This is a genomic window from Streptomyces sp. NPDC023527 (assembly GCF_055560115.1).
In genome coordinates this window covers 174099-197591 of sequence record NZ_JBVHJJ010000013.1, presented here as the reverse complement: position 1 = coordinate 197591, position 23493 = coordinate 174099, and the positions used below count along the sequence as shown (strand labels likewise).

Below are 23493 nucleotides of genomic sequence, written 5' to 3'. Positions count from 1 at the left end.
GTCCGCGGGCGCCCGGGCGCCTTCCGGGCCCCGGCGGACCGCGGCTCACCTGAGGGTGAGCCGGCCGCGGAACCGCTGGGGCACGGGCGCGAAGCGGTACGTCATGGTGATCGACCCCGCGTCCGGTACGTCGAGGCGGTAGCGGGTGCACATCAGGCGGCACAGGGCCATCAGCTGGATCGTGCCGATGTCGGCGCCGACGCACTTCTTCGGCGCCCACCCGAACGGCACGTAATGCCCCCGGTCGGCCGGCCCGTGGGGCGCGCCGGGCAGGAAACGGTCCGGGTCGAAGGTGTCGGGCCGCTGCCAGAACCGCGGGTCCCGGTGGATCAGATGGGGGCTCAGCAGATAACCGTTCCCGCTCTCCAGCCGGGTGGTACCGAGATCGAAGGAGCACCGCGAGCGCCGCACGAGCAGCAGCGGCGGGCTCCACATGCGCAACACCTCCTTGACGAACCGGTGGGTGACCGGAGCCGCCTTCATCGGCGCGGCACAGAACACGGCCGGGTCCACGGCCCGCAGTTCGCCGGTGAGCCGCCGTGCCCATTCCGGGTGGCGGGCGAGCTCGTACAGCACGCTCGTGGCCGCGGAGCCGGGCGGCCCGCCGATCGCGGTGAGCACCGAGGTGACCACGTCGAGCGCGCGGTCCGCGCCGAGCTCCGGGACCAGGTCGACGATCGGGTCCGCGAGGTCCAGCTCGCGGGGGCGGCGCCCGGAGGCGCGTTCGCGCAGCACCCGCCGGACGACGAGGCCGGCCCGGAACTGTACGGCCGCGAAGCGCAGATGATGCCACGGCCCGCCACGGGGGCGATGGTCGATCAGGCGCGTCAGCTTCTGGTGGAGGTCCTGTTCGATCAGGGCGGCTTCGCGAGGGGTGAGACCGCACAGCGCGACCGGCCGCATGGACCGCATGGCGACTTCCTGGGCGAGCGCGACGAGGTCGACGTCGTCACCGAGCCGCTCGTCGATGATCCGCGCCATCCGCTCGATCATGCGGGCGTTGTGCTCGCCGGTGGTGAGCCTGTGCAGCTGGGTGAGCCACGCGGTGCGGACGCGGGTCCACCGTATCCGTGGGCTGTGGCGTCGCCGCACGATGTCGGCCAGGCGGTCGGGCATCACATGACGGTGCCAGTTCGCACCGCTCACCCGGCGCGCCGCGGCCGGCTCGAAGATGGCGAGCCGGTCGTCGTCGATCCAGAAGACGCCGCCCTCGGCCGCGCTGCGCAGACGCAGGTCGTGCAGGAAGTCGGTGGGGTGGTGCGGACTGGTCATGGGGTGGCCTCTCACGGTGTACGGGGAGCCGCCGGCCGGCGGCTCCCCGCGCGGGCACCGATCAGATGTGGTGGTAGAGGTACCAGAAGTGGCGCATGGAGTAGCTGGACCGGATGTTGAGGGCTGACAAGGCGGTGCGATAGAGCTTCCTCATGGTGTTCACCTCCTCCCAGGAGGATCGTGGCGGTGGTGCAGCTCCGCGGTGAAGCGAGGCGGAGCCAGCGCGGGGCCCGGAGGCGACCGGTCGCCGGTGGTGGTGACCGACAGCCGCCAGTCGCGGGTGATGACGCGGACCAGGTCCTCCAGCAGCGTCATCGTCACGGTCGCGCCGGCGCAGGTGTGCGGCCCGAACCCGAAGGGCATGAAGGCCGGATCGGGTACGGCCGCCGCCCAGCGGCGCGGTACGAACTCCTCCGGGCGGTCCCAGTGGCGCGGATGGCGCTGCACGAGGTACGAGCACACGGCCACTTCGTCCCGCGGGCCGACGGTGACGCCGGCCAGGTCGTGTGCGCCGTTGGGCGTGCGGGCGAACAGCCAGGCGACCGGTCGGAGCCGCATCGCCTCGCGGACGATCCAGCTCGGTTCGTCGCGGTCGGTGCCGGGGTGCGTACCGGCGAAGTAGACCGACCAGCCGAGGGCGAAGCCGATCGAGCCGACCGTCGCGAACAGGAACGACAGGTAGACCTCGGCCAGTTCGCCGGGGGCCGCCGACGGCCCGGCCTCGACGACGGTCACGTCGAGCAGGTCACGGGGTCCGCCAGCGTCGGCGCCGGCACGCCGGCGTGCCCGGATCTCCCGGACCAGGAGGCGCGTGGCCCGGCGGCGGAACGCGAGGCGCGACATCGCCGACCGGCGCTCCCGCGCGCCGGCCAGCACCGCCCGGGTGACGATCCCGTCGACCACCTCACGCAGCCGCGCGGGCGCGTCCCGGTGCAGCAGCACCTCGCGCAGGTGCTCGTGGACCAACAGGTTGCCCGCGTCCGGCCAGCTGCTCATCGGCGCGAGCCGATCGCCGACCAGGCGGGGCAGGTCGGCCCGGTGGGCGTCGAGTCGGCGGCGCAGCAGGTCGCGTGCCGCCCGACCGATCGCGATCTGCGCCGGCCGGGGACCGAAGACCCCGTCGCGGGTGTGGAAGAAGTCGGAGGTCTCGACGAACATCCCCCGTCGGTTGCCCAGCACCTCCCGGGCCGCCTCCGGGCCGGCCACGCACACTGCGCCCGACGCGGAACGCCACACGTCACGGGTGGCGTCGAACTCCGCGCTCAGATACGCCAAGGGGTCGTGCCGGTAGACGGCCGCGTCCCCGGGCGACCGGCGCCGCCGGGCCGCAGGGCCGCTGTTCGTTCCGCCGGTGGACGACGGCACCATGGCATCCCCCTTGCGTACGGGCACGTGCGGACAGGTGCGGAGCGGTACGGAGGACAGGTGCGGAGCGGTACGGAGAGGTACGGACGGGCCGTGAGCGCGCGGGGCCGGTTTCCCGCGCTGCCGGGCCGCTCGGCGACAGCGTGTTCCTCTCAAGGGCGGCCTGTCGCCTCCTGTTCCGCTCAGCGGAACAGGGTGGCTGCCGGCGGCCCGGCCGGGACGCGGGACGATCTCGGCGCGCAGGGAAGCGTCCGGGCGCCGCCTCCCGCCGTAGCGGAACCGGGCTGCCGATTCGAGGTCCGTCCCGGGTCCTGCCCTGGCCGGTCGGACACAGTGGTGTGCCCGCACGAATCGGCGAATCCGAGACGGGGGTTTCATCGATGAGGCAGCTGAAGAGATCGTTGAACCGGTCGCCCGGGTGTCTGTCCGGCGACGGGTCCGTGCCCGGGTTCCCGCCGGGCGCAGGTGGGCGGGGTGTGCTGGAGGGGGCCTTCGCCTTGCTGGGGGCGGTGGAGCGGGCCGGGGAGGCCGGGGTGACGAGGCTGGCGTCGGAGTGCGGACTGGCCAAGACGACGGCATACCGGCTGCTGGAGCAACTGGTGGAAGTGGGCGCGGTCGAGCGGTGCGGCGGGGGGTACCGGATGGGACCACGGATGTTCCGGCTCGGGCGGGGGTGGCAACCGCATCCCCGGCTACGGCACGCCGCGAGGGAGCCGGTGCGCCGGCTGGTGGGCGCGACGGGGATGGCGGTGGGCATCAGTGTGCTGTGGGAGGGGCAGACGCTGGTCCTGGACTGGACGCCCGGTGAGGACACCACACTTGCCCCGCTGAGAACCGGCGCGGTCTGGCCGTGGTTCACAGCGGCGGGCAAGGTGCTGGTGGCAGGGGCGCGCCCCGCCCTGCCCCTGGGCCCGCTGCCCGCCACCTGGCGGCGGGAGGCGGCGGAGATCCGGGACCGCGGTGCCGCGTTCGACCGGGAGGAGGTGGTGACGGGGGTGTGCTGCGTGGCCGTGCCGTTGCACGGCCCGGACGGTGCCCTGGTGGCGGCCCTGTGCATACTGACCGATCCCTCGCACCAGCTGGAACAGCTCGCCGATGTCGCCGGGCGGGCGGGGAAGGCGATCAGCGCGGGGCTGGGCGGCCGGTGACCGGGTTCGTCACCGGCGGCGCGCGGCCGGTCAGTGCGACGGCAGGTGCCGGGCGAAGAACGAGCGCACGCAGTGGCGCACCATGGGCACCGACACGGCCGGGTCGATCACGCCGACCAGGTGATCCCGGTCCCGCGCGGTCATCAACCCGGCGGCTTGCAACTGCGGCGCCATAGCGGCGTAGTCGGTGAACACCGCGTGCGCGGCGTCGTCGAGCCGCCGTCGGCCGCTGTGCCCTCCCGAGTGGGCGAGCACGGCCGACCAGGAACGCTCCAACTCCCGCTTGTCGGGAAAGCCCTCGGTACCCACCAGGAGCAACGGCCGGTCCACCCCGTACCGGGCGACGGGGAACAGCTCCCCTTCCCCGCCGGGCGACTCCGGCGCGTAGTCCAGATAGCCTTCCAGGTTGACCGCCGCGGCGACGCGACGGTCCTCGTACAGCACCTGGGCCGCGGTGGTGCCGCCCGCCGAGTGGCCGTAGACGCCCACCCGCCGCATGTCCAGCGCACGCCCGAGGCCCTCCGGCAGCGCGCGTCCCGCCGCGTCCGGGTTGCGCCCGGCCGCCAGTACCTCCAGCCGGCCCAGCACGAACCGGACGTCGGCGACGCGGGTGTCGATGGCGGTGCGGAAGAGCGGCGGCACCGTTCGGGGGTTCTCCCTGAAGACGCTCGGCCGGGCCTTGTCCCTGCCCTCCCTGGGGAGGGGGAAGTCCACCACGCCGGCATCGCCGGGATGGTCGACGGTCACCACCACGTAGCCGCGGCTCGCCAGCTCTTCGGCGACCGTGGTGCCCAGGACGCGCGGATCGCCGCCGCCCGGGCTGTACAGCAGCACCGGCCGTCGTACGGCCCGCGCGGGAGCGTCCGTGTACGAGTGGGTCATGGTGGCCGCCCAGTTCACCCCCGCGGGCGGCAGCTCAGGTCGCATCGCGTGGCCGAAGTCCGTGAACACCCTCGCGGCGTCCTCGGTCATCTGCGGTGCGATCGCGCGGCCGCGGACCGTGCGCGCCGGGTAGAACACCGTGACCATCACCTCGCGGACGGGAATCGCCGGCTCCCACGGGTCGCGCCTGGCAGGGTCGACCAGATACAGCGTGGTGACGCCGGTCGGGTACGGTCCGGTCGGCGCCGGCAACCGCACGGTCACGCCGTCCGCGGCCCGCGCCCTCGCCGGCCGTGCCTGCGCGGTCCCGCCGCTGGTGAGCAGCGCGGCGGCGGCCAGCGCGGCCGATTTGGTGACGGTCCGCCGGCCGATGCCGGTCCGTCGGTCTCTGCCGGTGGCGGCCTTCTCGCGATTCATCGCTCTCCCCTCGCGGCCCGGTTGAGGGCCCTGTGACATCAGTCCTTGTGCCTTTCGGCGGCCCCTTGAATGAATGGAAGGGGCATGGCCGAATGCTGACGCCCAGGGGTGAGCGCGGGCGATCGTTCAGGCCGTGCCCGAAACGATGGCGGAACGCCCGCGGGGAGAGTAGTGATCCGGATCCATTTCACGGCCGCCGACTTCGCGGGGGTGCGCTTCGCTCCCCGGCCCGCCCCGTTGCAGGAGCTGAACACGGCCCTGATGATGATGTGCCGTCGTGACGACGGGCTGCTCTTCGGCCGTTGGAGACACCGGGTGCTGCGGTCCTTGCCGGCCGCCGTGGAGCCGCTGGGGGATCTGGTCCCGGCGGCGGTGGCCCCGAAGTTCATCGATGTGTTCAGCGACGATCTGAGGGAGGGGCTGGACACCGTCCGGGCCTCGCCCCCGGAGCTGGTCCGCTCGGAAATCGAGCGCGTCTACGCCGGGCACGCCGCCCCGGCCCCGCTGTGGATCCGCGATCTGCACCGGGGTGACGCCGATGCCTGGCAGCTCCTCCGCCGGGCCCAGCACACGGCCTTCGACACCATGCTGCGCCCGGTGTGGTCCTTGGTGCAGGACCTGCATCAGTCGGAGTTCACCCGCCACGCCCTGTCCGTGGCCGAGCACGGGATCGGTGCCGCACTCACCGCGCTTCTGCCCGGCACCCGGCTGCGCGAGGGCGTGTGGGAGATCGAAGGGCCCGGCGAACGGGACATCAGGCTCCGGGGACGCGGCCTGGTGCTCGCGCCCACCTTCCACTGGACCGGTCATCCCCTCATCGCCGACCTGCCCGACAACCCCCTGTACCTGACCTACCCCGCCGGTCCGGGCCTGCCCCTTCCGCCGGCCGATGCGGGCGGTACGGACGACGCGCTGGCCGGGGTGATCGGGCGAACCCGCTCCGACATGCTGCTCCTGCTCGCGGAGGAGCACACCACCAGCGGTCTCGCCCGGCGTCTGGGCGTCAGTAACGCCACCGCTTCCGCCCACGCCGCCGCGCTGCGCGGCGCCGGCCTGATCACCACGGTCCGCGCCGGACGGGCGGTCCTGCACCGGCGCACCGCGCTGGGGAGCCTCCTCGTCCGTCGACGCGACGGTGGAGGCCGGGGCGTGCCCGGCTGACCGCCGGCGCGCGGCACGGGTGTGAGGTCAGCCGCGCGCCGGGACCTTGTGGGCCACCGCGGTGATGTGGACCTCGCCGAAGTCGACGATGTCGCCCAGCGGGACGGTCCGGTACGTCGTGGCGCCCGGCGGGGTCACCCGCAGGTAGTCGGCCTGTTGGGCGTCGGTGCCGGAGTGCGTCCAGGCGACGTTGGCCTGCGCCGCCTCGCCCGGCTTGAGGTGGATCAGCTTGTTGCCGGGGTCGTCGGCGTACCACGTGCTGCCCCACGCGGTGCGGGTGGGCAGCGAGGCGTGGTGGGCGTTCTCCAGTCCGACGCCCGGGTAGCCGCGCAGCGCGCAGACGTGGTCGGAGGTGTTCTTCAGCTCAAGGGTGCCGCCGGCGTGGCTCATCCCGCCGCCGAGCCGTTCGTGGAAGCCGATCCGCAGGTCGGGCGTGCCGCATGTGGCGACCCTCTGTGGTGCGGGCGCTCCCGTCGGCGCGGCCTGGGCGGCTCCCGCCCCCGCGGTCACGACGAGTGCCGTGCCGACGGCGGCAGCGGTGGCGACGAGCTTCGTGGCGGTGGGGCGTATCACGGGTTGTCCTTTCGACGGTCTGCTGATGTCGCTCTCCCGGTCCGGTCCGGAGCGGGTTCAACGAGCCGCCTACCCATGACGTGCGGGTGAACACCACAGAAACCGGCCGTCACTTATTCCCTCCCCTCGGCACGGCAACCGCCTTTCACTCGAAGGTGTAGACGCTGCGTGATGCCCGTGCAGGGCGAGGCGCGGGTGGGTGAAGCCGTGCGTCACCCACCCTGGCGGTTCGTACGCCCCTGCGCGAGCATCGGTTGAGCCCGTACCGCGACGCCTGGGGGCACCGTGACCGCATCCGCTCCACTTCCGGGACACCCGCGCGGCGGGACGCCGCCGCTGAGCCGCCGCTCCGCGCTGCGCGCGACGGCCGTGACGGTGGCGGCGGGCGTACCCCACGTCACCGGACCGGGCTCGGTCGCGGCCTCCACCGAGCCCGCTCCGGCCGAGCACGAGACGGACGCCCACCGCGGACTGCGCGTGATGACCTTCAACCTCCGTTACGCCTCCGAGGAGGGCCCGCACCCCTGGTCCGTACGCCGTCCGGTCATGCGGCGCCTGCTCCGCCGCGAGGCACCGCACCTGCTCGGTACCCAGGAGGGCCTGTACGGTCAACTGCGCGACATCGCCGAGGATCTCGGTCCCCACTACGCGTGGATCGGTCTGGGACGGGCGGGCGGCAGCCGGGACGAGCACGCCGCGATCTTCTACGACACCCGCCGACTCGACGCCCAGGGATACGACCACTTCTGGCTGTCCGACACCCCGCTGCTGATCGGGTCGGCCACCTGGGGCAACACGATCGTGCGCATGGCCACGTGGGTCCGCTTCACCGATCGCCGCACCGGGGCGCGGTTCCACGCGCTCAACACCCACCTCGACCACCTCCACCAGTACGCGAGGGAACGCTCCGCCCAGTTGATCGTCAGCCGGCTGCGCGGGCTGGATCCGGCGCTACCGCTCATCGTCACGGGGGACTTCAACGTCCCGGCCCACCGCAACCCGGTCCACGCCATCCTGCTGGGCGACGGTTTCCTCGCCGACACCTGGGACGCGGCCGCCGAACGCGGCCCGCTCTACGGCACGTTCCACGGCTACCGCCCGCTGGTGCCCGACGGTGACCGCATCGACTGGATCCTCGCCACCCCCTCGGTCCGCGCGGTCCGGGCGGACATCAACACCTACGCGGAGCGGGGCGAGTTCCCCAGCGACCACCTGCCGGTCCAGGCTCTTCTGCGTCTGTGACGCGAACTCCCTTCCTGCTGAGTGGAGTTGAGAGTTCGCGGGGCGAAAGTGAGCCAACTGAGAGGTCGTCAAATTATCAATCATTGACACTCTCTTGGCCATGCCTTTACTGTCTTATGGGGCAACGCCCCGCGCACATGCATTGCTGAATTCTTCACTTTTGGAGGTCCAGAAATGGAAAGTCTCATCAAGAAGATGGCTCAGGACAGCGTGTGGCAGGGCTGGGTCGCGGCCAATTCCGCGACCGCCGCCAAGGACGGCTGCATCAGCGTGACCAAGTCGGGCTGCATCAGTGTCGCCAAGTCGGGCTGCATCAGCGTGGCCAAGACCGGCTGTATCTCCTGACCCCTGTCCGGTAGACCCCGCGGAGTGGGCCGCGAGGACGGTTTCCCCGTCGGCGGCCCACTCCGGTTCCCGAGCAGCACCCGAGGTGGCAATGAATGGTCAGCCGTCCGCCGACGTCGTCGACCGGATACGGGACATCCCGATCTATCGGGCGTCGATCGAGCGGGGGCACTTCCCCCTGCTCGAAAAGCCCGAGATAGCCCGCGGGTTCCCCGACAACTGGATGACGCCCCGCCTCGCGGAGGCGCTGGCGGCCGGCGAGGCGGAGTTCGTGCTCTCCACCGGCACCAACCACGCCCGCATGCAGATCATTCGCCCGCCGTACTTCCTGCTCAACTCCTACTACCGGCTGTGGAGCGAGCACCCCGACATCTCCACCACCTGGGAGCAGGGCTGCCGACGGGTCTCCCTCACCACCGTGCTGGCCACCGAGCACGTCGCGCGCGTCAACGCGAAGAAGCGCGGGGCCGAGCCGGACCCGGTGCCGACCCTCGCCGACCGGCGGCTCGACGAACGCACCTTCTACGTCAACCTCCGGCTCGACCCGGCCCTTTGGGAGCGCGAAGAGGTCGAGCGGATGCTGCGGGAGATGCGGACGGCCCAGCAGGCCCATCCGCAGGGCCTGTACCACCTCGACTGCTCCGGCTACCACCTGGCACATCTCATACGCAAGGTGACCCAGTGGAGTCTGTGGGACGAATTCCCGCAGCCCGCCAGCATCGTCCACGCCTACGAATACACCCCGGTCAACGTCCGGCGTTTCCTGCGACAGCACTTCACCTGCCCGGTCATCGACCTCTTCGGCAGTACGGAGCTGGGCTACCTCTATTACAGCGACCGCCGCGGGCGTTACCGGCCCTATCTCGACGACATGAGCGTCGAACTCATTCCGGTCGAACCCGGCAGCACCATCCACCACCTCGTCGTGACGAGCGTGCGGAATCCGTACATGCCCCTGATCCGATATCGCTCGGGAGACTGCGTCCGCACCCTCGACGGCAGCCCGGACCCGGACAGGATCTCCAGTTTCTGCGGCCGTGAGAAAGAACTGCTGCCGACCGCGTACGGGCCCGTGGCCCAAGGCGACCTCGACGAACGCGTCGCCGCCGTCTCCTCCCGCGTCTTTCTCCACCAACTGCGGGTGACGGACGACACCGAGGCCGTGCTGCGGTACACGACATTCGACGGCGAACCCCTCGGCGCGGCGGAGGCCACCGCGCTGGAGGACGGCGTCGAGGATCTGATCACTCGCCGGTGCCGGCTCGAACACCACGCCCGTATCCCCATCGGGAAGTCCGGGAAGTACGCCTGGCTCGCCAAGGACCTCTGAACCACCCGTACGCACCACCTGGACGAACCAGCCGGACGCACCACCCGGACAGGAGAACCGTGACCACGCAGCCCATCGTGTCCGCCGACGACCTGACAGCTCTCCTCGGCGAGCGCCTCCACACCGAGGTGGTGGCATACACCACCGCCAGGACCGGCGTGGCCCCCGCCCACGCGGAACGCCAGGTCCTCGAATGCCTGCGGTACCTCTACCTCGTCTCCCGCCACCGCGAGCGGCTCAGTGGCCTCTTCCTGCCGGTCGAGCAGGACATCGACGAGATCTGGCACTACCTCATCCTCCAGACGCGCGAGTACCAGCAGCTGTGCGAGGAACGGCTGCCGGGCCGGTTTTTCATCCACCACCGCAGCATCGGTTACGAGGACTACCAGCAGGAGCCGGGCCGGGAGCAGGCCATCGAGGAGGCGCTGCGCTGGATACCCCTGTACTGCGCGGCCTTCGGCCCGTTCGACGAGGGCGCCCTGCCGCACTGGACGATCGTGCGCTTCCTCCACGAGCGCATGAGCATGTCGCTGGAGGACATCGCCGCGCTGGAACCGCTGGAAGCGGCCGAACCTCTGGAAACGGCATAGCCCGCCCCACCCGGGCATCGCTCCCCCCGCGGGAGACTCTTCGAACTCCTGGAAGGGCAGGGCAGACGGACCATGAGCGAGGTTCCCGAGCAGAAGCGGATCCTGACCGTTCTGGTGGTGTCCCAGGTGCTCAGCGGCGCGGGCCTCGCCGCCGGCATCACCGTCGGGGCGCTGCTCGCCGAGGAGATGCTCGGCTCGACCGGTCTCGCCGGGGTGCCCAGCGCCCTGTTCACCGCCGGGGCCGCGCTCGGAGCATGGGGCGTGGGCCGGCTCTGCCAGCGCTGGGGCCGCAGACCCGGCCTGGCCCTGGGCTACGGCGTCGGCGCCCTCGGCAGCCTCGGGGTCGTCACGGCGGCCGCCCTCGACAGCGTGCCGCTGCTGTTCCTCTCCCTCCTGGTGTACGGGGCCGGCACCGCGACCAACCTGCTGGCCCGGTACGCGGGCGCGGACCTGGCCTCGCCCGCGCGGCGCGGCCGCGCGGTGAGCACCGTCCTGTTCGCCACCACGCTCGGCGCGGTCGTCGGTCCGACCCTGGTGGGTGCCACCGGAGAGATCGCGCACGCCTGGGGCGTCTCCCGGCTGGCGGGACCGTTCATGCTGGCCGTGGTCGCCTTCACGGCGGCCGCGATCGCCCTGGGCGGCTTCCTGCGCCCCGACCCGCTGCTGCTGGCCCGGGACCTGGCCGCGGCCGCTCCGGCGCCGGAGGCCGCCGGGCACGAGGAGGGGACGCCGGCCGCCCGCACGGACGCGCGCGGCGTCGCCACCGGCACGGCGGTCATGGTCCTCACCCAGCTCGTGATGATCGCGATCATGACGATGACGCCCGTGCACATGCGCGCCCACGGGCACGACACACAGGCGGCCGGGCTGGTCATCGCCCTGCATGTGGGGGCGATGTTCCTGCCGTCCCCGCTCACCGGCCTGCTCGTCGACCGCCTCGGCCGCAGGTGGGTCGCCGCCGCGTCCGGTGCCACCCTGCTCGCCGCCGGTGTCGTCGCCGCCCTGGCGCCACCGCACTCCATGGCGGGCCTCGCCGTGGGGCTCGTCCTGCTGGGCCTCGGCTGGAACTTCGGGCTGATCAGCGGCACGGCCATCGTCACCGACGCGGTACCGCTCGCCCGCCGCGCCTCGACGCAGGGCATGGTCGACGTCGGCATCGCGCTCGCCGGCGCCACCGGTGGCATGGCCTCGGGCGTGGTGGTCGCGTCGAGCGGCTTCTCCGCGCTGGCGGCCGGTGGGGCGGTCCTCGCGCTGGCGATCGTCCCGATACTGGCCCTGACCGCACGCCGACCGCACCCCACCCCGGCCGTGGCCGAACCGGTGAGCGCGACGACGACCGGGGGCGACGCCGAGCGGAGGTGAGAGGACGCCGGTGCGCCGCCGAGCACCGCCCTCCCCGTCACGGGCGGGCTCGGTGGCGGGGCGTGGGGCACGCGTCAGTGCGAAAGGTGCGCCGGCGTGTGCGTGACTTCCTCGATGTCGACGCCCGCCTTCTCCAGCAGCTGCTCCACGAGGTTGTGCAGCGCGCGGGCCGCCGCGACCTCCTCGCCGACACGCTGCTGGTTCGGGTCGTCCGGATGGCGGTTGGTGACGCCGTGCGCCCTCACCTCCGAACCGTCCTGCATCCGCATGACCGCCGCCGCCTGGGTCAGGGCGCCGGCCTCACGGAACTCGATCTCGACATTGCACTTCACGATCGTCTCCATGGCGATCACACCTCCAGCGATTCATGACCCCGCGCCGTCCCGGCCGCCGGGCCCGGCCTGTGCCGTGTTGCCGCGCCGCAACAGATCGACGACCTCCTCGTCCGCGGTCTGGGAGAAGTCCATGTACCACTCGCCGACCGCGAAGAAGAGCCGTGGCGTCATCAGGCAGACCAGCTCGTCCGCCTCGGCGCGGAGCGCCTCCGCCGCGTCGGGCGCGGCCACCGGCACGGCCAGCACCACCCGGCCGGCGCCATGGGCCCGCGCCACCCGGCAGGCGGCCATGGCCGTCGCGCCGGTCGCGACACCGTCGTCGACCACGACGGCCGTACGGCCCTCCAGCGGCACCCTGGGCCAGCCGGCCCGGAAGGTCTCGGCCTGCTGGGCCAGCTTCACCTCCTCGTGCCGCCGCGCCTCGGCGAGGTCGTCCTCGTTCACCCTGCTCATCCGCATGATCTCGCTGTTGAGGACCTGTATCCCGTCCTCGCCGACGGCCCCGAACCCCACCTCCTCGTGGAGCGGCACGCCGAGCTTGCGCACGAGGATCACGTCGAGCGGAGCGGCCAGGGCGCGGGCCACCTCGTACGCCACGGGCACACCGCCGCGCGGCAGCCCCAGGACGACCGTCTCGGGGCCGCGGAGGTGCCCCAGCCGCTCGGCGAGCCGACGGCCGGCGTCCACTCGGTCGCGGAATTCCATGATTCACCTCTGGTCCCGGTAGCCGGCTCCGGAGGGCGAGGAAGGCCCCGCATCCGCTCCGCGTCCGCCCCGTATCGGACACGCATCCGCTCTCTATCCAATATGGCCAGATTCGGGCGGATCGTCCATGCGGGGGCGGCCTGGTCTAAGCGCTGCCCTCGCCGTCCGCGACGCCCGCCTCTTCAAGGGCGGCCCGTACCCGCGCCGCCACCTCCGCCGCCTCGTCGTCCGACGCGTACCGCGTCCGGGGCCAGAAGAACCCCCGCAGACCGTCCTTGCGGTCGCGCGGCACGACATGCATGTGAAAGTGCGGTACGGACTGGCTCACCCGGTTGTTGGCGGCCACGAACGACCCGGCCGCGCCCATGCCGCGCTCCACCGCGCCCGTGAGCCACCGCACCCGCGTGAAGAACGGCCCCACCTCCTCCGCCGGCAGATCGGTGAGCGTCTCGACGTGGAGCCTGGGCACCACCAGCACATGGCCGGGAAAGAGCGGCCGGGCGTCCAGGAAGGCCACCGCCGTCGCGTCCGCGAAGACCAGGTGCCCGGCCGACTCGCCCGCCGCGATCGCGCAGAAAACGCAGTCCATGTCATCGCACCCCTGCTGGTGGCGTATCCGCTGTTCCGGGGGAAGGATCATGCCATGCCCCTCCTCGTCGGAACCTCGGGATGGCAGTACAAGGACTGGCGCGGCGTCCTCTACCCCGCCGACCTGCCGCAGCGGCTGTGGCTGGAGGAGTACGTCCAGCGGTTCGCGACGGTGGAGAACAACAACTCCTTCTACCGGCTCCCGTCGCCCGAGACGTTCGCCGACTGGTGTGGCCGGACGCCGGAGGGCTTCGTCATGGCGGTCAAGGCCAGCCGCTATCTCACCCACATCAAACGGCTCCGCGACCCCGAGGAACCCGTCGGGCGTCTGCTGGGGCACGCCGCCGGGCTGGGCGACCGACTCGGCCCCGTGCTGCTCCAGCTGCCGCCCACGCTCCGCGCCGACCCCGGGCTGCTGGACGCGGCCCTGGCCTGCTTCCCCGCGGAGATCAAGGTCGCCGTCGAGCCCCGGCACGAGTCGTGGTGGACGGACGAGACCCGCTCCGTGCTGGAACACCGCGCCGCCGCGCTCTGCTGGGCCGACCACGACTCACGGCCGGTGACGCCCCTGTGGCGCACCACCGGATGGGGGTACGTGCGCTTCCACTGCGGACGGGCCCGGCCATGGCCGCGCTACGGGCGGCAGGCGCTCACCAGCTGGGTCCGGCGCATCGCCGACACCTGGCCCGACCGCGCCGAGGTGTTCGCCTACTTCAACAACGACCCGGGCGGAGCCGCGATCCACGACGCCGCCGCGTTCGCACAGGCCGCATCCGCATACGGACGCACCGTCAGCCGCACGCCAGGCAAAGGAAGTTGAGGCCGATCGCCCACAGACGCATTGGATGGTGCCCAGCAGGGAACGGGACGGTGGGTTGCGGCGTCTCAGCCAACGTGGCCCGAATGCGCACGGCCCAGGGGGGTGCCGTTCGCAGGGGGAGGGGGCGTACGACATGGACGGGGAGCGGCGGAATTCCTTACTCGCCGGGCGGTACCGGCTCATCGACCAGCTCGGCAGCGGCGGCATGGGAGTGGTCTGGCGCGCCGTCGACGAACTCCTCGGCCGCGAGGTCGCGGCGAAGGAGGTCAGGGCCCCGGATCACCTGAGCGATCAGGACGTACGGGTCCTCTACGCGCGGCTGAAGCAGGAGGCCCGCGCCGCCGCCCGCGTCAACCACCCCAACGTCATCACGGTGCACGACGTCATCGAGCAGGAGGGCCGCCCCTGGATCGTCATGGAGCTCGTGGAGGGCCGCTCGCTCGCCGACGTCCTCCGGCACGACGGCGTCCTCGAACCCAGGCAGGCGGCAAGGGTCGGCTCGATGATCCTCCAGGCGTTGCGCAGCGCGCACGGCTCGGGCGTGCTGCACCGCGACGTCAAGCCCGCCAACGTCCTGATCCAGCCCGACGGCAGGGTCGTCCTCACCGACTTCGGCATCGCCCTGGTCGAGGGCTCCGGAACGCTCACCCGCACCGGCGACCTCGTCGGGTCCCCGGACTTCCTCGCACCCGAACGGGCGCTGGGGGAGCGCCCCGGGGCACCGTCGGACCTGTGGTCGCTGGGCGCCACCCTCTACGCGGCCGTCGAGGGCGTCTCGCCCTTCCGGCGCACCTCGGCGCTGAGCACGCTGCACGCCGTCGTCCAGGAGGACCCGCCGACGCCGGAGCACGCCGGCCCGCTGGCCCCGCTGCTCGAAGGGCTGCTCCGCAAGGACCCACGGGCCCGCATGGGCTCGACGGAGGCGCAGCGGATGCTCGACGCCGTCGCCGCCGGGCACCTGCCCACGCAGCTCGCGGGGCCGGGGGCGGTGCCGGGCCGGGGGTACGTACCGACCGCGGTCGCCACGCCGACTCCGACGCCGACGCCGACGCCCGTGCCCGCACCGGCTCCGACCTCCATGCCGACACCTTCGTCCGTTGCCGCCATGGGGGTGATCGGGCCGCCTGTGCCGGTGTACGGGCGGCTGACGGAGTCCGGCTCCCTGCGCACACCCGTCGGCGGGCCGGGGGCCGGGGGCCCCGTGGTGCTGGGCGGTTATCCGCCGACGGCGCCGGTCGCGCCCGCCCGGCGCCGCCTGGTGGCCCTGTTCTTCGGCTCACTGCTCGCGCTGCTGCTCATCGGCGGCGGAGCCATCGCCGTACTGGCCGCCCGGGGCGGGGAGGACCCGGGCACCGGCCGGTCCGGAGGCGACGTGTCCACGGAGACCTCGCGGCCCACGGACGGCGGCGGCAAGCCGGAGAGCTCCTCGCCGGCCACCGAACCGTCGGTCCGTCCCTCTCCCTCCACCGACCCCACCCCGCCGTCGTCCGGGAGCACGGCCTTGTGCGGCGGGGGCTGGGTGGCGACCTGCCTGCCGAGCTGAGGCGGTGCGCCTCGGCCTTCGAACCTTCATCAGGACCTCTAGGAACCACAGATCGGCTATCGGGGGTGCGTACATGCGGCTGATGTCTGTCCTGTCCGCGGGAGCGGAGCGGAAGTGTGCGCCGGACTTACGGCGCGTCCCGGCCCGGCGCCGCGGGCTCCGGATCGTCTCGCTGCTGACCGTGTCCGCCCTGCTCGGCGGCGCGGGCGTCGCCGGGTGCGGCTCGGCGCAGAAGAAGAAGGCGGCTCAACTCGTCCTGGAGGCCGTGGGGGTGATCGGCGTCGATCCGTTCCTCCGGCACCCGGATGTCGACCTGCGGGGTGTCAACTCCCCGTCCCGGGGCGGCGGCGAGGTGGCGGTGGACGCCCGTGGGGCGTTCGGCGGGACCCGCGGAGCCACCCGGTGCGACAAGGCGCTGCTGATCAAGGAGATCACCAAGGACCCGGCCATGGCCAAGGCGTGGGCCGCGGTACGGAACATCGACTACCGGCGGATCGCCGAGCACATCAACGGCCTGACCGAGGTGAACCTGGAGTACGACACCCTGGTCAAGAACCACAACTACCAGGGCGACGGCCGTACGACCGAGTACCTCTCGGTGCTGCAGAAGGGCGTGCTGGTCCTCAACGAGCCCTACCAGGGGCCCGCGGTCAAGTGCACCTGCGGGAACCCCCTCACGCCGCCGGACCGCGACGTGGACCTGCGGGCGTCGACGTACAAGGGCGTCCACTGGGAGTCCTTCAGCAGCGCGGAGGTCACCGTCATCAAGCCGAGGCCGAAGGACAAGGGCCCGGTGAAGAACATCCCGCTCGTCGACCCGTTCGCGAGCGACAAGGCGTTCGACCGCGCCGTCGGCAGCGACGGTGCCGAGGACTCCAAGGTCTTCCGCTGGAACCCGCCGCCCCGGGCCTCGGGCTCGGCCTCGGCCCCGTCGTCCGGCGGATCCTCGTCCTCGTCGTCGCCTTCGACGTCCGGCTCGTCGACTTCGGATCCGTCCTCCTCCGGTCCGTCGTCCGGCTCGCCCGGCACCGGTGGTCCGACCGCGCCGCCCACGACCGCGACGAAGCCGCCGGTGTCACCGCCCACGAGCGCCGGGCGCCCCTCGACGCCGACCGTCAAGCCCCCGCCCACCTCGGCCAAGCCTCCGTCGTCCGCGGTCCGGCCCCCGTCGTCCGCGGCCAAGCCGCAGTCGCCGACCGAGCCCAAGCCTCCGTCGTCCGCGGTCCGGCCGCAGTCCCCGATCGAGCCCAAGCCTCCGCCGACCCAGCCCAAGCCTCCGCCGACGGCGCCCAAGCCGCAGCCGCCGACCGCGGCCGAGCCCGTGGCTCCGCCGCCCTCCGTGGCGAGGCCCGCCGTGCCGCCGTCCGCCGCCAAACCCGCCGCGCCCACCGCGCACCCGCCCACGGCCGCCGAACCCGCGCAGCCTCCCCGGCAGTCGGCGGCCAAGCCGCCACCCGCGTCCGGCCCCTGAGCGAACCACCCCGGAAGAACCCCTGGTAACCCGGGAAGGGCGGGAAAAGCCGCCAGGGTACGTTGGGTCCCTGCAAGGACGCGATTGTTCACAGGGGTGGAGTATGGGGATGCAGAAAGGCACCAACGTCCGGATTCCGGCACCGGCGGTGCGGATCGAGCTGGGCTGGCGTCCGGCCCCCGGTACGCCGGACGTCGACGCCTCCGCGCTGCTGCTGTCGGCCGGCAAGGTCCGCTCGGACGCGGACTTCGTCTTCTACAACCAGGCCACGCACCCCTCGGGCGCCGTGCGGTACGAAGGCAAGCGGCCGGGCGGCGACACCGTGACCGACGTCCTCTCCGTCGACCTCGCCGCGGTCGAGCCCGCGATCGAGACCGTGGTCCTGGCCGCCTCCGCCGACGGCGGTGCCTTCGGCCAGGTGCCCGGCCTCCACATCCGGGTCCTCGACGCGGCGAGCGGCGCCGAGCTCGCCCGGTTCGACAGCACCGACGCCACGGTCGAGACCGCCTTCGTCCTCGGCGAGCTCTACCGCCGCCAGGGCGAGTGGAAGTTCCGGGCCGTGGGCCAGGGCTACAGCAGCGGGCTGGAGGGGCTCGCCACCGACTTCGGCATCACCGTCGACGAACCCCAGGCGGCGCCCGCCGCGCCCGCCCACGAGCTGCCGAGACAGCCCGTCGCGCAGCCCGCACCGCCCGTACAGCCCGCGCAGGCGCCCGTACCGCCGCCGCCCGCCGCGCCGCCCGCCGCCCCGCCCCAGCCCGTGCGCCTGACGAAGGTCACGCTCACCAAGGACGCGCCGGCCGTCTCGCTCACCAAGCAGGGCGGCACGTCCGGGGCGCTGCGCGTCAATCTCAACTGGCAGGTGCACAAGCAGTTCAAGGGCTGGAGCCAGCGGATCGGCAAGGCCATGGCCATGCACTCCGACCTGGACCTCGACCTCGGCGCGCTGTTCGAGCTCCGCGACGGCAGCAAGGGTGTGGTCCAGGCGCTGGGCAACTCCTTCGGATCGCTGCACCAGCCGCCGTTCATCCACCTCGACGGCGACGACCGGACGGGAGCGTCGGCGGCCGGCGAGAACCTGACCGTCAACCTCGACCACATCGCCGACTTCCGGCGCATCCTCGTCTTCGTGACCATCTACGAGGGCGCCCGCAGCTTCGCCAACCTCAACGCCACCGTCACCCTCCAGCCGCAGCACGGCGCGCCCATCGACTTCTCCCTCGACGAGTGCACCGTGCCCTCCAACGTCTGCGCACTGGCCCTCATCACCAACCACGACGGTGACCTCGTCGTCCAGCGCGAGGCCCGCTATCTGATCCCGGACCGCGGCGTCAGCCCGCAGCGCACGCTCGACCGCGAGTACGGCTGGGGCATGAACTGGACTCCCGGCCGCAAGTGACCCCGCGCGGCCCGCTCAGGGCGCGGCCTCGGGACGGGCGTACGTCCGCCCCTTCCAGGCCGCGCCCCGGCCCTGGTAGTGCCGGCGCGCCGAATCCACGGTCATCAGCAGATACAGCAGGGCTGTGAAGGGCAGCAGCGGCGCCAGCGCCGGCGACTGCCGGTAGTAGCGCAGCATCGGCAGATACGTGCCGGTCATCACCGCCCACGCGGCGGCGCCGGCCGGCAGCGCGGCGGTGTCGCCGGTCAGTGCGCCGGCCACCACGGCCACCGGCGGCGCCAGATACACCACCACCATCCCGGCGACCGTCGCCGCCAGCAGCAGCGGATTGTGGAGCAGCTGGGCGTACGCGCTCCGGGCGACCATCCGCCACAGCGGCCCGAGCCCCGGATACGGCCGCACGCTGTCCACCCGCTCCGCGAGCCCCAGCCAGATCCGGCCACCGGACCGCTGGACCGCCCGTGCCAGCGACACGTCGTCGATCACCGCCTGCCGGATGCTGTCCGGGACCCCGGCCCGCTCCGCCGCCTCGCGCCGCAGCAGCACGCACCCGCCGGCCGCCGCGGCGGTCCGCGCGCCCGGGCGGTTGATCCAGCGGAACGGGTACAGCTGGGCGAAGAAGTACACGAACGCCGGAACGATCAGCCGTTCCCAGAACGTCGCCACCCGCAGCCGCGCCATCAGCGACACCAGGTCCAGACCGTCCGCCCGGGCCGCCGCCACCAGTCGGCGCAGGCTGTCCGGAGCGTGCGCGATGTCCGCGTCCGTCAGCAGCAGGTACTCCGCGTCCGTACGGGCACGGGCCAGCGCCATGCCGTGCCGCACCGCCCACAGCTTGCCGGTCCAGCCGGGAGCGGGCTCACCGGGGGAGCCGACGGTCAACGGCAGCCCGCCCAGCTCCTCCGCCAGGGCGCGGGCCAGCTCCCCGGTCCCGTCCGTACTGCCGTCGTCGACCAGGAAGACCTCCGCCGGGCCCGGATAGTCCTGTGCGAGCAGCGACGGCAGGCTCGACGGCAGCACCCCGGCCTCGTCCCGGGCGGGGACCACGATCGCCACCGGCGGCCACTGCGCGGGCGGCGGGCGTTCCGGCAGCCGGACGTCCGTCCGCCAGAAGAAGCCCTGCCCCAGCAGCAGCCACACCCACGCGGCCAGGGAACCCGACGTGATCCAAGTCAGCGCGCTCACCCGCCGCAGTCTGCCGCACACGGGCCCTTCGCGCGGGTGATCGACGCTCATCCATTAAAGTGACCGGGTGAAGATCGCGCTCATGGACTCCGGCATCGGCCTACTGGCGGCGGCCGCCGCCGCGCACCGGCTGCGACCCGACGCCGATCTCGTCCTCTCCGCCAACCCCGACAGCATGCCGTGGGGACCCCGCACCACCGACGACATCATCGCGCACGCCCTGGGCTGCGCCCGTGCCGCCGCCGCGTACCGCCCCGACGCGCTGATCGTCGCCTGCAACACCGCCTCCGTCCACGCGCTGGCCGCCATACGGGCCGAGCTGGAACCGGAACTGCCGGTCATCGGAACCGTCCCGGCGATCAAGCCCGCCGCGGCCGGTGGCGGACCCGTCGCCATCTGGGCCACCCCGGCCACCACCGGAAGCCCCTACCAGCGCGGCCTGATCCGTGACTTCGCGTCCGGCGTCGAGGTGACCGAGGTGCCCTGCCCCGGCCTCGCCGACGCCGTGGAGCGGGCCGACACCGCGGCCATCGACGCGGCCGTGGCGGCCGCCGCCGCCCTGACGCCGCGGAACGCAAGGGCCGTCGTCCTGGGCTGCACCCATTACGAACTCGTCGCCGACCGCATCCGCGCGGCCGTACAGCCGCTCCTCGGACCCGCGGCACCGCCCGTCGTGCTGCACGGCTCCGCCTCGGCCGTCGTCGCCCAGGCACTGCGCCGCATCGGCGCGGCGCCCGCACCCGACGCGGAGCCGACCGGTGGCCTGACGGTGCTGCGCGGCGGCCGTGAGGCTGCCTTGGAGCCGGCCGCGCTCACCTATGCCGAGGGCAGGTCGCTCACCGAGGTCACCGCCGCGCGTTCCTGACCCGATCCGGTAGCGTCCGCTCGGCACCCCTGCCGCCGTGCCGGAAGGTGAGTAGGCTGCCTGGCATGAGGGACCACTCCAAGGGCCCGCAGGGCCACGAGGGCGAGCGGAAGCCGGACGCGGCCGGATCACCTTCCCCGGTCGACGGCGGTGGCGAACCCGGAGTCTGGACCGGCCGGGCGACCAACCGGGCCCAGTGGCTGCTGGCCGCCGCCGGCGCCGCCTGCCTGGCACTGGGCGTCGAGCTGGCCGTCGACAGCGCGTGGACCTCGAGCCTGGCCCCGCTCGTCATGGCGGTCGTCGGCTGCGTCGCGGCCGGGCTGCTGATGCTCTACGGCACGCTCGCCTTCGTCCATGTGGCCGTACGGGTGGACGAAGAGGCTCTGGAGGTGCGCTGCGGCCACATGGGTGTGCCGCGCACCCGCATCCTGCTCGCCCATGTCGTCGACGCGGACTTCGCACCCCGCGTCACCCCTCGCCAGTGGGGCGGCTGGGGATACCGCTGGCGCCCCGAGAAGGGCACCGCCGTCGTCGTACGCCGTGGCGAGGGCTTCGTCCTCCGCCTGGGGGACGGCCGCACCTTCACCGTCACCGTGGACGACGCGGAGACAGCCGTTCAGGTGATCCGCAAGGGCCTGCGCCTGGCCGCGGGCCGCGGGGCGCCCGCCTGACCCGCGGGCGGGCGGTCAGGGGTGATCACCGGGCCCATTAGGCTCGGCGCATGCCCACCCCTCCCTACATCCGAGAAATCCGCGCCGCCGTCGGCAACCACCTGCTGTGGATGCCCGGCGTGAGCGCCATCGTCCTCGACGACACCGGGCGGGTCCTGCTCGGCCGCCGCGCGGACACGGGCGAGTGGTCGATCATCGGAGGCATCCCCGACCCCGGCGAGCAGCCCGGCACCGCCATCGTGCGCGAGGTCCACGAGGAGACCGCGATCCACTGCGTGGCCGAGCGGGTCCTGCTCGTCCAGGCCCTGGCCCCCATCACCTACCCCAACGGCGACGTCTGCCAGTTCATGGACATCTGCTTCCTGTGCCGCGCGGTGGGCGGCGAGGCACGCGTCAACGACGACGAGTCGCTGGAGGTGGGCTGGTTCGAGCCGGACGCGCTGCCGCCGATGGAGGACTTCGCGGTGACCCGCATCAAGCAGGCCACGGAGGGGGGCCCGACCTGGTTCGAGGGGATGGGGGAGAGGTGAGGCGCTGGGGCCCGGCAGGACCTGGCGGACGGCGAGCCGTCACCCGCTACGAGCACCCCGTCGCCGGCGCATGAACCAGACGCAGGCCCCCAGCAGGGAGACGGCGAACAGGACGATCAGGCCCGTACCCCAGAACCCGCCGGTGAGGCGGACCCCCGCCAGGACCGCCACAGCCGCCACGGCGACCGGCGCCACCGCGAGAGCGAGGACTCTCAGCACGGGGAGGACACCGGCTGCCTTCGGCACCCGGACGGTCCTTCTCCGGTGGCCGTCGTGGCTCCCGGGCGCGCCCGTGCCGTAGTACTCCACCGCTCTGGCGCCGAGTCGCCGGGTGTCCTGCCGGTAGATCACCGCCATGGCCGGCAGCCAGATCAGGGGCAGGACCATTCCGACGAGGATCAGGACCACGATCGAGACGATCGAAAGGGTCCGGCGGAGCCGCCCGTGTTCCTCGCCTCCGCCGACGATCCCCAGGAGGGCCGCCATCCTGACGATCAGCGACCACCGGGTCCGTCGCGGCAGCCGGCCCCGTCCCCCGGAGGCGTGCCGCTTCACCCGTTCCAGTGCCTCGCTCGCCTCCTGGACCGAGGGATACACGTCCTGGAGGAACAACAGGTCCGCGACCCGGTGCTCGCTCTCGGGGTCATGGCCCGCCACGGCGGCCAGTTCGAGCAGCATCCGCGCGCGGGCCAGCAGCGCCGCCACGAAGCTCACGGGAACGAGCACCATGAAGGGCCCGCCCACCGCGGCGCCCTCGACGATCGTCGTCCGTGTGCCATGGATGATGCACACGTCGCCGAGTTCACCGGGCCCGGCGTCGGGCGCGCGTTCCCGCCGCTTGTCGACCGCGATGGCGGCCCGCTTCCCGAAATGACGTACGGCGAAGAACGCCAACTGCTCGGGCATGTGCTCGGGATCGCTCCAGATGACGGGGAGCAGGGCCTGTGCCTCCACCCTCACCGACCCGGTGGAGCGGGCGGAGGTCCCGGGCGGGCCGCCTTCGGGGAGCTGTCGTCCCGGGCTCAACGGCCGTCCTCACGGCCGGAACCGCCGGGCGGCGGGGGCGCGGCGGCGGTCTCCTGGCGGCGCAGCCCCGCCCGGACCGCGCCGACCAGCACACGGGCGGCCACCCCGACGAGCAGGATGTCGGCGAACATCTGGATCATCGTGACGATCCGGGCCGGCTCCGAGCGCGCGACGATGTCGCCGAAGCCGACCGTGCTGAACACGGTGAGTGTGAAGTACAGGGATCCGGTGCGGCTGAGCGGATCGTTGAAGCTGCCGGGCCGGGCCTGCTCGAGCAGGTAGTAGGCGGCGGCGAAGAGCAGCAGGAACAGGGGCACGGTGGTCGCGAGCGTCTCGACGGCCCGCAGCCGCGGCCGGTCCGAGCGGGCGATCGACCGGATCTGCCAGAGGAAGAGCACGAGCACGCAGATCAGGCCGAGGACGAGGCCGACGGCCGCCCCGCCCGTGAACCGCTCGTCCAAGGGAAGCAGGTAGTAGGCGAGGACCAGTCCGCACGCGGTGACCAGCGGGCGCACGGCGGCACGTGCCGGTCCGCGGCGCTGTCCGGCTGCCGGCGGCGGTCTGCCGCCGGCATCGCCTCGCGCGCCCGGGGCGCCCATCGCCGTCAACGGTTCTTCCTCCGCTCCTGTCGTCGGGGGCGTCACGGTGCCGCCGTACGGATCGCCCCG

At 72.9% G+C, this 23493-nt stretch carries 24 protein-coding genes and 1 pseudogene; 14 read left to right on the top strand and 11 right to left on the bottom strand.

The window, feature by feature from the left end:
• Nucleotides 1-45 precede the first annotated feature (45 nt).
• From ACZ303_RS25125 to ACZ303_RS25115, 3 genes are all read right to left on the bottom strand, one after another.
• A complete protein-coding gene (locus ACZ303_RS25125) occupies nt 46-1272 on the bottom strand; it encodes a cytochrome P450 (RefSeq protein ID WP_467342574.1) in 1227 nt (408 codons plus the stop codon).
• Between the two features lie 61 nt (nt 1273-1333).
• Nucleotides 1334-1426 (bottom strand): hyalucidin A family RiPP precursor, encoded by a 93-nt coding sequence (locus ACZ303_RS25120; protein WP_467342572.1) that lies wholly within the window; start codon nt 1424-1426, stop codon nt 1334-1336.
• Nucleotides 1427-1431: 5 nt separating this feature from the next.
• On the bottom strand, nt 1432-2640 hold the full coding sequence (locus tag ACZ303_RS25115) for a cytochrome P450 (protein WP_467342570.1): 1209 nt from the start codon (nt 2638-2640) through the stop codon (nt 1432-1434).
• Nucleotides 2641-3113: 473 nt separating this feature from the next.
• Between ACZ303_RS25115 and ACZ303_RS25110 the strand changes: the two genes are divergently transcribed.
• A complete protein-coding gene (locus tag ACZ303_RS25110; protein ID WP_467342569.1) occupies nt 3114-3785 on the top strand; it encodes an IclR family transcriptional regulator in 672 nt (223 codons plus the stop codon).
• A 30-nt stretch (nt 3786-3815) separates the two neighbouring features.
• Here the strand turns inward: ACZ303_RS25110 and ACZ303_RS25105 are convergent, their stop codons facing one another.
• Nucleotides 3816-5084, bottom strand: coding sequence for an alpha/beta hydrolase family protein (locus tag ACZ303_RS25105; RefSeq protein WP_467342567.1), 1269 nt, complete (start codon nt 5082-5084; stop codon nt 3816-3818).
• A 171-nt stretch (nt 5085-5255) separates the two neighbouring features.
• Here ACZ303_RS25105 and ACZ303_RS25100 point away from each other — a divergent pair, with 171 nt between their 5' ends.
• Nucleotides 5256-6245 carry a helix-turn-helix domain-containing protein gene (locus tag ACZ303_RS25100; RefSeq protein ID WP_467342566.1) on the top strand — a complete coding sequence of 330 codons (990 nt, stop codon included), beginning with the start codon at nt 5256-5258 and terminating at the stop codon, nt 6243-6245.
• A 27-nt stretch (nt 6246-6272) separates the two neighbouring features.
• On the opposite strand, the gene ACZ303_RS25095 is transcribed toward ACZ303_RS25100, so the two are convergent.
• Complete coding sequence (locus ACZ303_RS25095) at nt 6273-6818, bottom strand: DUF4232 domain-containing protein (protein ID WP_467342564.1); 546 nt, start codon at nt 6816-6818, stop codon at nt 6273-6275.
• 285 nt (nt 6819-7103) lie between these two features.
• On the opposite strand from ACZ303_RS25095, the gene ACZ303_RS25090 reads away from it, so the two are divergent.
• From ACZ303_RS25090 to ACZ303_RS25070, 5 genes are all read left to right on the top strand, one after another.
• The gene (locus ACZ303_RS25090) at nt 7104-8060 is read left to right on the top strand and encodes an endonuclease/exonuclease/phosphatase family protein (RefSeq protein WP_467342562.1); all 957 of its coding nucleotides are present in this window, start codon (nt 7104-7106) and stop codon (nt 8058-8060) included.
• A 174-nt stretch (nt 8061-8234) separates the two neighbouring features.
• The gene (locus ACZ303_RS25085) at nt 8235-8405 is read left to right on the top strand and encodes a hypothetical protein (protein WP_467342560.1); all 171 of its coding nucleotides are present in this window, start codon (nt 8235-8237) and stop codon (nt 8403-8405) included.
• 91 nt (nt 8406-8496) lie between these two features.
• Nucleotides 8497-9735: a hypothetical protein gene (locus tag ACZ303_RS25080; protein WP_467342681.1), complete on the top strand. Its 1239-nt coding sequence runs from the start codon at nt 8497-8499 to the stop codon at nt 9733-9735.
• A gap of 59 nt (nt 9736-9794) precedes the next feature.
• Nucleotides 9795-10325: a glycine-rich domain-containing protein gene (locus tag ACZ303_RS25075; protein ID WP_467342559.1), complete on the top strand. Its 531-nt coding sequence runs from the start codon at nt 9795-9797 to the stop codon at nt 10323-10325.
• A gap of 72 nt (nt 10326-10397) precedes the next feature.
• Complete coding sequence (locus ACZ303_RS25070; protein WP_467342557.1) at nt 10398-11687, top strand: MFS transporter; 1290 nt, start codon at nt 10398-10400, stop codon at nt 11685-11687.
• A 74-nt stretch (nt 11688-11761) separates the two neighbouring features.
• Here the strand turns inward: ACZ303_RS25070 and ACZ303_RS25065 are convergent, their stop codons facing one another.
• The 3 genes and pseudogenes from ACZ303_RS25065 to ACZ303_RS25055 all read right to left on the bottom strand — a co-directional run bounded on the left by ACZ303_RS25065 (nt 11762) and on the right by ACZ303_RS25055 (nt 13316).
• A complete protein-coding gene (locus ACZ303_RS25065; RefSeq protein ID WP_467342555.1) occupies nt 11762-12031 on the bottom strand; it encodes a DUF1876 domain-containing protein in 270 nt (89 codons plus the stop codon).
• Nucleotides 12032-12079: 48 nt separating this feature from the next.
• Nucleotides 12080-12727, bottom strand: a pseudogene (locus ACZ303_RS25060) (phosphoribosyltransferase); the annotation flags it as partial.
• Nucleotides 12728-12872: 145 nt separating this feature from the next.
• Nucleotides 12873-13316 carry an HIT family protein gene (locus tag ACZ303_RS25055; protein ID WP_467342680.1) on the bottom strand — a complete coding sequence of 148 codons (444 nt, stop codon included), beginning with the start codon at nt 13314-13316 and terminating at the stop codon, nt 12873-12875.
• Between the two features lie 54 nt (nt 13317-13370).
• Here ACZ303_RS25055 and ACZ303_RS25050 point away from each other — a divergent pair, with 54 nt between their 5' ends.
• The 4 genes from ACZ303_RS25050 to ACZ303_RS25035 all read left to right on the top strand — a co-directional run bounded on the left by ACZ303_RS25050 (nt 13371) and on the right by ACZ303_RS25035 (nt 18548).
• Nucleotides 13371-14135 carry a DUF72 domain-containing protein gene (locus ACZ303_RS25050; RefSeq protein ID WP_467342554.1) on the top strand — a complete coding sequence of 255 codons (765 nt, stop codon included), beginning with the start codon at nt 13371-13373 and terminating at the stop codon, nt 14133-14135.
• A 133-nt stretch (nt 14136-14268) separates the two neighbouring features.
• Complete coding sequence (locus ACZ303_RS25045) at nt 14269-15678, top strand: serine/threonine-protein kinase (RefSeq protein ID WP_467342552.1); 1410 nt, start codon at nt 14269-14271, stop codon at nt 15676-15678.
• Nucleotides 15679-15760: 82 nt separating this feature from the next.
• A complete protein-coding gene (locus tag ACZ303_RS25040) occupies nt 15761-17149 on the top strand; it encodes a DUF6777 domain-containing protein (protein ID WP_467342551.1) in 1389 nt (462 codons plus the stop codon).
• 103 nt (nt 17150-17252) lie between these two features.
• Entirely contained in the window at nt 17253-18548 is a 1296-nt protein-coding gene (locus ACZ303_RS25035) for a TerD family protein (protein WP_467342549.1), read from the top strand.
• A gap of 15 nt (nt 18549-18563) precedes the next feature.
• Here ACZ303_RS25035 and ACZ303_RS25030 read toward each other — a convergent pair whose 3' ends face one another.
• Nucleotides 18564-19724 (bottom strand): glycosyltransferase, encoded by a 1161-nt coding sequence (locus ACZ303_RS25030; RefSeq protein ID WP_467342679.1) that lies wholly within the window; start codon nt 19722-19724, stop codon nt 18564-18566.
• 76 nt (nt 19725-19800) lie between these two features.
• Between ACZ303_RS25030 and ACZ303_RS25025 the strand changes: the two genes are divergently transcribed.
• From ACZ303_RS25025 to ACZ303_RS25015, 3 genes are all read left to right on the top strand, one after another.
• Nucleotides 19801-20598 (top strand): glutamate racemase, encoded by a 798-nt coding sequence (locus ACZ303_RS25025; RefSeq protein ID WP_467342548.1) that lies wholly within the window; start codon nt 19801-19803, stop codon nt 20596-20598.
• A gap of 65 nt (nt 20599-20663) precedes the next feature.
• The gene (locus ACZ303_RS25020; protein ID WP_467342547.1) at nt 20664-21269 is read left to right on the top strand and encodes a hypothetical protein; all 606 of its coding nucleotides are present in this window, start codon (nt 20664-20666) and stop codon (nt 21267-21269) included.
• Between the two features lie 50 nt (nt 21270-21319).
• On the top strand, nt 21320-21799 hold the full coding sequence (locus ACZ303_RS25015) for an NUDIX hydrolase (protein WP_467342545.1): 480 nt from the start codon (nt 21320-21322) through the stop codon (nt 21797-21799).
• 39 nt (nt 21800-21838) lie between these two features.
• On the opposite strand, the gene ACZ303_RS25010 is transcribed toward ACZ303_RS25015, so the two are convergent.
• Together ACZ303_RS25010 and ACZ303_RS25005 are read right to left on the bottom strand one after the other, a co-directional pair.
• The gene (locus tag ACZ303_RS25010) at nt 21839-22825 is read right to left on the bottom strand and encodes a hypothetical protein (protein WP_467342544.1); all 987 of its coding nucleotides are present in this window, start codon (nt 22823-22825) and stop codon (nt 21839-21841) included.
• The gene (locus ACZ303_RS25005; RefSeq protein WP_467342542.1) at nt 22822-23340 is read right to left on the bottom strand and encodes a potassium channel family protein; all 519 of its coding nucleotides are present in this window, start codon (nt 23338-23340) and stop codon (nt 22822-22824) included. Before ACZ303_RS25005 ends, ACZ303_RS25010 begins: the two co-directional genes overlap by 4 nt.
• Between the last annotated feature and the right edge of the window lie 153 nt (nt 23341-23493).